The 11,575-nt window shown below is 64.5% G+C and carries 7 protein-coding genes and 1 pseudogene; 2 read left to right on the forward strand and 6 right to left on the reverse strand.

The genetic code is table 11. From position 1 onward, the window contains the following. Positions 1-5 precede the first annotated feature (5 nt). Positions 6-479, forward strand: coding sequence for a heme-degrading domain-containing protein (locus Q0T48_RS03220; RefSeq protein WP_295952302.1), 474 nt, complete (start codon positions 6-8; stop codon positions 477-479). Between the two features lie 530 nt (positions 480-1,009). Here Q0T48_RS03220 and Q0T48_RS03225 read toward each other — a convergent pair. The 6 genes and pseudogenes from Q0T48_RS03225 to Q0T48_RS03250 form a co-directional block, all read right to left on the reverse strand. Further along, the gene (locus Q0T48_RS03225) at positions 1,010-2,404 is read right to left on the reverse strand and encodes a heavy metal sensor histidine kinase (RefSeq protein WP_295952305.1); all 1,395 of its coding nucleotides are present in this window, start codon (positions 2,402-2,404) and stop codon (positions 1,010-1,012) included. Further along, complete coding sequence (locus Q0T48_RS03230) at positions 2,401-3,120, reverse strand: heavy metal response regulator transcription factor (RefSeq protein WP_295952308.1); 720 nt, start codon at positions 3,118-3,120, stop codon at positions 2,401-2,403. The genes Q0T48_RS03225 and Q0T48_RS03230 overlap by 4 nt, the downstream gene beginning before the upstream one ends. Beyond that, positions 3,117-6,290 (reverse strand): annotated as a pseudogene (locus Q0T48_RS03235) (efflux RND transporter permease subunit). The gene Q0T48_RS03230 and the pseudogene Q0T48_RS03235 overlap by 4 nt, the downstream one beginning before the upstream one ends. Then, the gene (locus Q0T48_RS03240; RefSeq protein WP_295952311.1) at positions 6,287-7,471 is read right to left on the reverse strand and encodes an efflux RND transporter periplasmic adaptor subunit; all 1,185 of its coding nucleotides are present in this window, start codon (positions 7,469-7,471) and stop codon (positions 6,287-6,289) included. Before Q0T48_RS03240 ends, Q0T48_RS03235 begins: the two are co-directional and overlap by 4 nt. 4 nt (positions 7,472-7,475) lie before the next feature. Then, the gene (locus Q0T48_RS03245) at positions 7,476-8,903 is read right to left on the reverse strand and encodes an efflux transporter outer membrane subunit (protein WP_295952316.1); all 1,428 of its coding nucleotides are present in this window, start codon (positions 8,901-8,903) and stop codon (positions 7,476-7,478) included. 239 nt (positions 8,904-9,142) lie between these two features. Next, the gene (locus tag Q0T48_RS03250; RefSeq protein WP_295952319.1) at positions 9,143-10,183 is read right to left on the reverse strand and encodes a substrate-binding domain-containing protein; all 1,041 of its coding nucleotides are present in this window, start codon (positions 10,181-10,183) and stop codon (positions 9,143-9,145) included. Positions 10,184-10,345: 162 nt separating this feature from the next. Here Q0T48_RS03250 and Q0T48_RS03255 point away from each other — a divergent pair, with 162 nt between their 5' ends. Continuing rightward, complete coding sequence (locus tag Q0T48_RS03255) at positions 10,346-11,425, forward strand: fatty acid desaturase family protein (protein ID WP_295952321.1); 1,080 nt, start codon at positions 10,346-10,348, stop codon at positions 11,423-11,425. The last annotated feature ends 150 nt before the right edge of the window (positions 11,426-11,575 follow it).

Raw genomic sequence — 11,575 nt, forward strand, 5'->3', positions numbered from 1 at the left:
CATCGATGATCGAAGACGAAAAAACCCTGCTGCAAGAACTGCTGCGCCAGGAAGAGACCCTGCAATTTGGCCGTTTTTCCAGCGAGACCGCCCTGAACCTGGGCCTGGGCATCGTGAACGCGGCGCGGCAGGCCGGGCAATCGGTGCTGGTGGACATCCGCTTTGGCGACCTGCAACTGTTCCAGCACGCCATGGAGAGCTGCAACCCCGACAACGTGGACTGGGTGCGCCGCAAAAACAATGTGGTGCGCCGCTTCGCCCGCAGCTCGTTCTACATGGGCACGCTGTACCGCAGCAAGGGCACAGATTTTGATGCCGCCACCGGGCTGGACCCGCGCGAGTACGCGGCCCACGGCGGCGCGTTTCCAATCCGCATCCGCGGCGCGGGTTTGGTGGTGGGCACCGTGACGGTATCGGGCCTGCCGCAGGCCGAAGACCACGCGCTGGCGGTGGTCGTGCTGCAGACGCTGTGTAGTTGAAAATTTAAAAGAAATAGGCCTCTAGCCAAGGTGTTATATACGCTAGTAGCTATCAAAAGGTGAGTGAGCTTTATTGATTCATCTTTGAATCATTTACCAACGTTTCCATCTATGTAGAGTGAGACTGCCTATGCAAATGCCCCGTCGGTTACTGGCCGCAGCTGTAAGTTTTATGGGAAGCCTGGTTCTTTTGTGGTGCGCGTACCGAGGACTGCAAGGGCAGACTGCGTGGCTAATGGTTACAGAAATGTACCTACTCGGTTTGGTTTGGGGCTTACCCCTTGGGCTGGTGCTGGGTAGTGGGAAGGCTTGGCCTGTGGGGTTAGGTGCGTTTATTGCGGCTTTGCTTTTATGGACCCCCGTTGTTCTTGTTACTTACGGATTCGCGCTGGCAGCATTACCTTTGCTTTTGGTCTACGCGATATGCGTGGTGCTGGGGACATGGGCTGGAACCCATTGGAAGCGCAGCCTAAAAAAGCGTGCCTAAGTTTCCTTGTGCATGTGAGAGTCCCTTTTATCGTCTGGGTGGACTATCCCGCTTCCGCCACCGCAGCCCGTGCCACGCTGAAGCCCATGGTGTTGGTGCCGCCTTCGCTGCTGGCTGTGACCTGGCCGCCGTGCATGCCGGCTACGGCTTTCACGATGGCCAGGCCCAGGCCGTGGCCGTGGTGCTGGCCAAGTCCGTGGCGGGCGGCGTCGACGCGGTAGAAGCGGTCGAACAGGTGCAACTGGTGCGCCCGGGCAATGGGCTCGCCGGGGTTGGACACGGTGATCCAGGTGGCGCTGGCCTCTTCGCGCAGCGCCACCACCAGCTGCGCGCCCGGTTCGGAATGCTCGATGGCGTTTTGCAGCAGGTTGGTCATGGCGCGGCGAAACAGTGCGGTTTCCAGCTGCGCTTCGATGCCCTGGTCGCCTTCGATACGCACCTGCATGCCGGTTTCGTCCAGCACGAACTCAAAGAACTCGATGGTCTTGTGCACCTCGGCGGCGATGGGTGTGCGCACCCGGCCAGTGGCCACCTCGCCGCGGTCGGCACGCGCCAGGAACAGCATGTCGTTGACGATGGAGCGCAGCCGCTCCAGGTCTTCTAGGTTGGATGCCAGCACCTCCTGCAACTCGGGCGCACTGCGCGGCCGCGATAGCGCCACCTGCGTGCCGCCAATCAGGTTGCCCAGCGGCGTGCGCAGCTCGTGGGCCACGTCGGCGTTGAAGGCTTCCAGCTGCGCATAGGCTTCTTCGAGCCGGGCCAGCGCGCCGTTGAAGGCCCCGGTCAGGGCTTTGAGTTCGATCGGCAGCGCCGCCTCGGGCAGGCGCTGCGACAGGGTTTTGGGGCGCAATGCTTGCGCTTCGTCCGACAGCCGCACCAGCGGTTTCAGGCCAACGCGGGCAATCCAGTGCCCGGCCAGCGCCACCGCCAGCACGGCGACCAGGCTTAAGCCCAGCAATGCACTGAAAAAGACCTGGCGCGTGCGCCGGTAGGGGGTGGAGTCGCTGCCGATGATGAGCCGCACGCCGGGCCGGTCGTCCAGCGGGTCGATGTAGACCGATTGGGTGCGCATGGCGTAGGTGTGTCCCGGCAGCATGATGGCGCCCCGGCCATCCGCACTTTGCGTCATGCGCTGCATGTCGGCCAGGCCTGTGCCGTACAGAAAACGCGGGTCGTCGCTGAGCACCCAAAAACGCATGCTGCCGTCTTGCGGTGCCAGCGTGTCCATTTTGGCCTGCACGCGGTTCCAGCGCTCCACGGTGCCCACGTGCTGGATCGAGTACGCCATGTTCTTCAGGCCGATGTGCAGCTCGTCGTCCTGGTGGCGGGTGAGCTCGCGGTCCAGCACGGTGTACAGCGCGGCACCGATCAGCGCAAAGGTCAGCAGGGCCGCCGCGGCGAACATGGTGACCAGCCGCGCTGTGATCGAGCGCTTCACGGCAGGGCGCTCCGGCCCGGCGCCTCGGCCCGGGCCTCGTCGCGCACTTCCATCACATAGCCCATGCCGCGGATGGTGTGCAGCAGCTTGGGCGATGTGGCCGCAAAGGGCACGTCGATCTTGTCGCGCAGGCGTTTGATGGCGACCTCGACCACATTGGTGTTGCTGTCGAAGTTCATGTCCCACACCAGCTCGGCAATCGCTGTTTTGGACAAAATTTCGCCCTGGCGGCGCGCCAGCACGGCTAGCAGGGCGAATTCCTTGGCCGTGAGGTCGATGCGCACGCCACCACGGAAGGCCTTGCGCTTGAGCAGGTCGATCTGCAGGTTGGCGATGCTGAACTGCATCGGCTCCTGGCTGCGGCCACGCCTGGTCAGCGCCTGCAGCCGGGCCAGCAGCTCCAGAAACGAGAAAGGTTTGACGAGGTAATCGTCGGCCCCGTCGTGCAGGCCTTTGACGCGGTCTTCCACCCGGTCGCGGGCGGTGAGCATGATCACCGGTGTCTGTTTCTGGGTGCGCAGTGCGCGCAGCACCGCAAAGCCGTCCAGCCCGGGCAGCATGGCATCGAGCACGATCACATCGTAGTCGTGCTGCATCGCCAGGTGCTGGCCGTCGAGTCCGTTGTCGGCGACGTCGACGGCGCAGCCCTGCTCGGTCAGGCCCTTAAACAGGTACTCGGCCGTCTTGGCTTCGTCTTCGACAATCAGAATCTTCATACGATGGTGGGGGGTGGCAACGCGTCGCTACCGGCCTGGGCTGCCTTTTTTGCCGCCCGGGCTTGCTTGCGCGCCTGGTACCAATAGTGTGCCCGATCCAGGTACAGGTAGACCACCGGCGTGGTGAACAGCGTCAGCGCCTGCGACAGGATCAGCCCGCCCACCATGGCATAGCCCAGCGGCCGGCGCAGCTCCGAGCCCGAGCCGTGGCCCAGCATCAGCGGCAGGCCCGACAGCAGGGCGCACATGGTGGTCATCATGATGGGCCGAAAGCGCAAGATGCAGGCTTGGTAGATCGCCTCCTGCGGGGCCATGCCGTGCTCGCGCTCGGCTTTCAGGGCGAAGTCGATCATCATGATGCCGTTTTTCTTCACGATGCCGATCAGCAAAATGATGCCGATCAGCGCGATCACGCTCAGGTCGTAGCCGCCCGCCATCAGGATCAGCAGCGCCCCCACACCGGCCGACGGCAGGGTGGACAAAATGGTCAACGGGTGGATGTAGCTCTCATACAGCAGGCCCAGCACGATGTACACCGCCACCAGCGCCGCGGCAATCAGGTAGGGCTGTGAAGACAGCGAATCCTGGAAGGCCTGCGCCGTACCCTGGAACGCGCCCGACAGCGACTGCGGCAAACCCATGTCGGCCTGTGCCTGGTTGATGGCATCCACCGCCTCGCCCAGCGCATGGCCCGGTGCCAGGTTGAACGAGATCGTCACCGCCGGGAACTGGCCCTGGTGGTTGATGGCCAGGTAGGCGGTCTTACTGGTGTCCACCTTCACAAAAGTGGACAGCGGCACCTGCTGGCCGGTGAGCGGTGAATTCAAAAACAGCTTGCTGAACAACGCCGGGTCTTGCTGCAGCGCGGGCGTCACTTCCAGCACCACGTGGTAGCTGTTGAGCTGGGTGAAATACTGCGCTACCTGGCGCTGGCCAATCGCGTCGTACAGCGTGGCATCGATGGTGGCGGGCGAGATGCCGAAGCTGGAGGCGCGGTCGCGGTCGATGGTCAGCACTGCCGAGGCGGCAGCGTTTTGCTGGTCAGAGGCCAGGTCGGTCAGCTCCGGCAACTGGCGCAAGCGCTGCAGCAGCTTGGGTGCCCAGACATTGAGTTCGTCCAGGTTGGCATCGGTGATGGTGTACTGGTACTGCGTGCGCGATGCCCGGCCACCCACGCGGATGTCTTGCCCGGCCTGCAGGAACAGGTTCACGCCTTCCACCTTGGCCAGTTGCGGGCGCAGCCGCGCGATGATCTGGTCGGCGCTGGCCACGCGGCCTGCTTCTTTGGGCTTGAGTGCGATGTAGAAGTTGCCGGTGTTGTAGGTGGACGAACTGCCGTTCATGCCGAAGCCGCTGACATCCGGGTCACGCCGCACCACGTCGGCCAGGGCCAGCATGCGCGCGTTCATGGCGGTGAAGGAACTGTCTTGCGACGACTCGGCAAAGCCCGAAATAAAGCCGGTGTCTTGCTGCGGAAAGAAGCCCTTGGGAATGATGACGAACAGCCAGGCCGTGGCCGCCACCGTGGCGATGAACCCGCACAGGGTGATGAACTGGTGGTCTAGCACCACGTGCAGGCCGCGCTTGTAGCCGTTCAGCATCGCGTCAAAGCCGCGTTCAAACAGCAGGTACAGACGGCCGTGCTTGCGGGCATGCTCGTTCTTCAAAAAGCGCGAGCACAGCATGGGTGTGAGGGTGAGCGAAATCACCACCGACACCACGATGGTCAGCGTGACCGTGACCGCAAACTCGCGGAACAACCGCCCCACAATGCCGCCCATCAGCAGCAGCGGAATGAACACCGCAATCAGCGACACCGAGATCGAGATGATGGTGAAGCCAATCTCGCCCGCGCCCTTGTAGGCCGCTTCCATCGGGGCCATGCCTTCTTCGATGTAGCGGTAGATGTTCTCCAGCATCACGATGGCATCGTCCACTACAAAGCCGACTGCGATGGTCAGCGCCATCAGCGACAGGTTGTCCAGACTGTAGCCCAGCAGGTACATCACCGCCACCTTGCCCATTAGCGCCAGCGGCACGGTGACGCTGGGGATCAGCGTGGCCGGTACGTTGCGCAGGAACACGAAGATCACCATCACCACCAGGGCGATGGTCAGCAGCAGGGTGTATTCCACGTCTTTCACTGAGGCGCGGATGGTTTCGGTGCGGTCGATGATGGCGTTGACCTCTACCGTCGGCGGGATCGAGGCCTTCAGCTTGGGCAGGGTCGCGTTGATGCGGTCCACGGTTTCGATCACGTTGGCACCGGGCTGTTTGGTGATGGCCAGCACGATGGAGCGGCCGTTTTGTACGGTGTTGCCTGCCGGAGCTGCCGCACCCGCATAGGCCCAGCCTGCGATCTTGGCGTTCTCGGGGCCGTCCACCGCCACGCCCAGGTCGCGCACCCGGATAGGCGCGCCGTTGCGGTAGGCCAGGATCACGTCGTTCCAGGGGCCAGATTTCAGGATCTGGTCATTGGTGTAAACGGTGAAGCTCTGGTTCGGCCCGTCGATGGTGCCCTTGGGCTGGTTGGCCGTGGCCGAGGCCAGCACGGTGCGCACGTCCTCCAGGCTCAGGCCCAGCGCTGCCAGCTTGGTGGGGTCTAGCTGCACCCGCACGGCGGGTTTTTGTACGCCGCCGATATTGACCAGGCCGACGCCGGAGATCTGCGAAATCTGCTGCGCCAGGATGTTGTCGGCATAGTCGTTGACCTCGGTCAGCGGCAGCGTTTTGGACTGCACCGCCAGGATCAGAATCGGCGAATCCGCTGGGTTGACCTTGCGAAAGGTGGGCGGGCTGGGCAAGGTGGCCGGAAGTTAGCCGCTTGAGGCGTTGATGGCCGCCTGCACGTCCAGCGCGGCGGCATCGATGCCGCGGTCCAGATCGAATTGCAGCGTGATCTGGGTCGAACCCAGGCCGCTGGTGGAGGTCATTTGCGACAGGCCTGCGATCAACGAGAACTGCCGCTCCAGCGGCTGCGCCACGTTGGAGGCCATGGTCTCGGGGCTGGCTCCGGGCAGGCTGGCCGAGACCTGAATGGTCGGAAAATCCACCTGCGGCAGCGGTGCTACCGGCAGCAGCGGAAACACCGCTGAGCCGAGCAGCAGCAGGGCGATGGCCAGCAGCGTGGTGCCGATGGGGCGTTTGATGAAGGCGGCAGAAATACTCACTGGGCGCTCCCGCCCGTGGTTTTGGCCGCGCTGCCCTGGGTCGGCTCGATGATGCCGATGCCGGACTTGAGCTTGTACTGGCCGTCTACTACCACCCGTTGCCCTGCATTCAGGCCTTTGGCGATCACCGCCACGCCGTCGGCAATTTGCGCTACCTGCACGGGCGTGTCGGCCACGGTGCTGTCGTCTCCTACGGTCCATACATAGGTGCCTGCCTGGCTGCGCTGTACGGCGGCGGCGGGCACGGTCAGCGCGTTCTGCCGCAGCCCCAGCTGCAGCCGCACGTTGACGAACTGGCCTGGCCACAGGCTGTGCGAGGGGTTGGCGAAGCTGCCCTTGAGCTGCACCGTGCCGGTGGTGGTGTCGATCTGGTTGTTCAGCAAGATTAACTTGCCGGTGCCCAGCAGCTCGGTGCCGCTGCGGTCATATGCGACCACGCCCAACGGCTGCTTGCTCGTGTCCTGCGCGCGGTGGATGTCTTGCACGGCTTCTTCCGGCAAGGTGAATTGCACCGCGATCGGGTCGATCTGGTTGATGACCACCAGGCCCGTGGTATCGGTGGCGTGCACGATGTTGCCCGGGTCCACCAGGCGGGCACCCACACGCCCGCTGATGGGGGAGGCGATGCGGGTAAAGCTGAGTTGCACCTCGGCGTACTGCACGGCGGCGTTGTCGGTCTGCACTGCGGCTTCCAGCTGCGCGACCAGCGCCTTTTGCGTGTCTACCTGCTGCTGGGTGGCCGCATCCTGGGCGATCAGTGTGGCGTAGCGGGCCAAGTCGGCGCGGGCGTTGGCCAGCGTTGCCTGGTCTTTGGCGCGGGTGGCCTGGGCCTGGGCCAGTTGGGCCTGCAGCGTGCGCGGGTCGAGCTGGGCTAGCAGTTGCCCGGCCTTCACGTCCTGCCCTTCGGCAAAGCCGACTTTGTCGAGCTGGCCGTCGACGCGGGCTTTCACCGTGACGCTGGCCATCGCGCTGACGGCACCGATGCCTGCGCGGTAGACCTGCACGTTTTGCTGCTGCACGCGCACGGTGGTGACCTGCACCGCAGGTACTTTGGTGGCGGTATCCAGCTTGGCCGCGAAGGCGGTGTGGTGCAGCGACCAGGCGGTGGCGATGCCAAGGAGCAGGACGGCGGTGGCCGCGATCCAGATCGGGCGGCGTTGGAAGAGGGGAGTGGTGGTCATGGCATCAGCTTCCTGAACCGGTAATGGGGTTCGAGGCGGTGGGGGATGGGAGGGCGGTGGTGTCGGCGGCAGTCCAGCCGCCGCCGGTGGCGGCGATCAGTGCCACGCTGGCCACCAGCTGGCGGCCCAGCAACTGGGCAGCGGTGCGCTGGTTGGTCAGCGACAGGGTTTGGGCGGTTACCACGCCGAGGTAGGTGGCGGTGCCCGCGCGGTACTGGTTCAAGGCTAGGCGCTCAGAGAGTTGCGCGGCTTCCACGGCCTGGGCCTGGTAGCGCGATTCCTGGTCGAGCAGGCGCAGCGTGGCGAGGTTGTCTTCCACCTGCTGAAAGCTGCTCAGCACGGTTTGCTGGTACTGCGCCACGGCTGCGTCATAACTGGCGATGGCCTGGTCGCTGTGGGCCCGGCGCAGGCCGCCGTCGAACACCGTCTGTGCCAGAGCCGCGCCGAGCGAGAAGACCCGGCTGGGCGTGTTGAACAGTGCGCCCAGGGTGGCGCTGCTGAAGCCGCCCGAGGCGCTGAGCATGATCTGCGGATAGAACGCGGCCTGGGCCACGCCGATGTTGGCGTTGGCCCCGCGCATGCGCAGCTCGGCACCGGCGATGTCGGGGCGGCGCTCCAGCAGGCTGGACGGCAGGCCGGGCGGCACCACCGGAATGGCCATATGCAGGCCATCCGGGGTGTCGATGCGGGCCAGCGTAAAGCCCGACGGTGCCTGCCCGGTCAGCACCGCGATGGCGTGCTCCAGCTGGGCCCGCTGGGCATCCAGATCAACCGCCTGGGCCTGGGCCTGGGCCAGTTGGCTTTGCGCCAGCGCCACGTCGGAGCGCAGCACGATGCCCACGGCGTACTGGTGCTGGGTGAGCGCCAACGACTTGGCATAGGCCTCGGTGGTGGCGGCGTAGAGCTGGCGTTGCAGGTCGATGGCGCGGACCTGCATGTAGTCTTGCGCCAGGCTGGACTGGATGCTCAGGCGCGCACCCGCCAGATCGGCGGCGCTGGCCTGTGTGCCCGCATCGCCCGCCTCTACGCTGCGCCGTACCGCGCCCCACACATCGGGCTCCCAGCTGGCGGCCAGCCCCAGGCTGTAGTCGTCACCCAGCTTGACGCTGCCGCTGCTGTTGGTCTGGGCCCGGGTGGCACCGGCATTGGCGCCCAGGGTGGGGAAGAACCCGGCCGGGGCGGCCGCGGCGATGGCCCGCGCCTCGCGGTACACGGCCTCTGACTGCAGGATGTTCTGGTTGGCGTGGTTGGCCTGCGCCATCAGGGCATCCAGCGTGCTGTCTTGGTAGATCGCCCACCAGGGCTGGTGGGCATCGATTTGCTGCGGCGCAGCGGGCTTCCAGCCGCTGTTTTCCTTGTAGGCGGTGGGCAGGCCCAGCGTGGGACGGGCGTAGTCGGGGCCGACGGCGCAACCGGCCAACAACGTGGCCATGGCGGCAGCGGCCAGCCAGGGACGGTGAAAAGGGGGCGGCCGCTGGGCCGCAGGGGTGCGTTCAATGGGTTCATGGCACCACCCACTGTAGGCAGGCGGACCGACCCCACGCTGTCGGCTCTATGACGGTTTTGTCAGTTTGGCGCAGACTTGGCCTGCGTTAAAATTTATGAGAGAAATGGGCTTCTAGCGCAATGAATATATACGCTAGCAGCTATTTTTTTAATAGCATTTGATGGTTAGCCCATGTTCTCCGGCGTGAACAAGTCCATCGCCAGCAGCTTCTGCTGCGGCCCGGCGTACACCGCGCCGGGCAGGGTGGCGGCCAGCATCTGGGTTACGGCCGTTTGGGCCAGGCGTTCTTGCGGGGTGTGGATGACCAGGTCCACCACGCCATCGATCAGCGCGGCGCGGGTGGTGGCGTTGAGCTCGTTGCACACCACCACCAACTGGCGGTCCCCCGCATCTTCGCGTAGCGCCCGGATCACGCCTGCACCGCCGCCGCCGGTCAGGTGCAGGCCCACCAGCCCGGGGTGGCGCGCCAGCAGCTCCAGTGTGGCCTCGTAGGCCAGTTGCGGGTCTTCCAGGTTTACCAGCGTGTCCAGCACCTTGAAGCCGGGCGTGTTCTCACGCAGATACGAGCGAAAGCTGATTTCGGCCAGCTCGTGCCCCAGGTAGCGGTGGCTACCCACGAACACGCCCACCTCGCCCGTGGTCTGCCGTTGCAGTCGGCTGATGGCCCAGGCGGCGGTGCGGCCGCGCTGGCGGTTGTCCAGCCCGATGTAGCCCGCCCGGTGAGGCGCGCTGATGTCGCTCAGCAGCGCAAAGCAGGGCGTGCCCTGTTCAAACAGCGCCTCTACCGCTGCGGTGACGTGCGGGTGATCGACGGCCACCACGGCCAGCGCGTCCACCTTGCCGCCCAGCTCCAGCAACTGCTCGGCTATTGCCGCGGGCTCCAGCGCGTCCATGAACGTGATGTGAGCGACGCAGGTTTCGGGCTGGTTCTGGGCCGCGGCCTGCTGCAGCGCGGCGGCCAGGGTTTGGTAGAAATGGTCGTTGCGCTTTTGCAGGCAAAAACCCAGGTGGCGCACCGGCACGCGCTCTTTCAGCCGCGCGCGCATCAGGCCCACGGCGTGGTAGCCCAGCTTTTCGGCGGCGGCGATGACGCGCAGGGTGGTGCCTTCGCGCACCGGTAGGCGGCTGTTGAGCACGCGGTCGACGGTGGCGGTGCTTACGCCCGCGGCCTCGGCCACGTCATGCAGGGTGATTTTGGCTTTCATAGTGGCGAATCATCGCATCTGCTGCCATAAATGCAAGTTTTAGCTCCTGCTAAATGATAGTTTTTGATACTATTTGATGGTTTCTGAGGTTTTCCTTAGCCACAGCAGCAGGCATTGGTTTTAGCATCCGGCATCCGCAGCACCACAACGAGAGACAAGCCCATGCCCACCCCTGAATCGACAGCCTTTGCCGGCCCCAACTGGACCCGCACCCAGGACGACTACCACCTGATTTCCGGCGCTGGCGAGCGTGCCCAGGCTGCCGGGCTGGTCAACGCCAGCTGGTACAAATGCGCCGTGCCCCGGGCCCGCATGAAGCAGCTGATGCAGCGCGAAGACGCACAGGCCATCCGCGACACCGTGCTGTGGTACGCGTTGATCGTTGCTGCTGGCGCGGTGCTGGTCGCCACCTGGGGCAGCGGCTGGGCCTGGCTGGCGTTCTTTGTGTACGCTACGCTCTACGCGGGCCCGGCCGATTCGCGCTGGCACGAGTCGGGCCACGGCACCGCCTTCAAGACCCGCTGGATGAACGATGTGCTGTACCAAATGGCCTGCTTCCAGGCGCTGCGCCGGCCCAGCGCGTGGAAGTGGAGCCATGCCCGCCACCACACCGACACCCTGGTCACCGGCCGCGACCCCGAAGTCGCCGCGCCACTGCCCACCGATTTTGTCGGCATGTTTTTCAACCTGTTTGCGATCAAATCCGGCCCGCGCGAGCTGTGGCGCGTACTGCGCAATGCCTGCGGCATCCTGGGCGAAGAAGAAAAGACCTTTGTGCCTGAAATGGAGTGGCCGCAGATGGTCAAGGAAGCCCGTATTTGGGTGCTGCTGTACGCCGTGCTGATCGCCAGCGCCATCTACTTCGGTAGCTGGTTGCCCCTGGCCTTGTTCGGCCTGCTGCCGGTGATGGGGGGTAGCTGGTTGCACACCTTTTTCGGTCTGACCCAGCACGCTGGTTTGCCCGAAAACGTGCTCGACCACCGCAAGAACTGCCGCACTGTCACCATGAACCCGGTGTTCCGCTTTTTGTACTGGAACATGAACTACCACGTCGAACACCACATGTTCCCGATGGTGCCGTTCCACGCGCTGCCCGAGTTGCACAACACCGTCAAAGGCGACTGTCCACCCCACTACCCAAGCACGCTGGCCGCCTACCGCGAGATCATTCCCGCGCTGCTCAAACAAGCCAAAGACCCGCACTACTATGTGGTGCGCCAGATGCCTGTAACCGCCCCTTGAATTCCATAAATTAAGGCAACGCTGAATAAGTCCCGACCTGGCGCGTGACTTGCATTGGTATTGTCATCCCTCACAAGGCGACAAAGATGAAGCAACACACCCTGGCCCTGGCCGCCGACCAAGAAGCGGGATTCGCCCAGCACCGCAAAC

Source organism: Rhodoferax sp. (genome assembly GCF_025354435.1).
Classification (GTDB): Bacteria; Pseudomonadota; Gammaproteobacteria; order Burkholderiales; family Burkholderiaceae_C; genus Rhodoferax_B.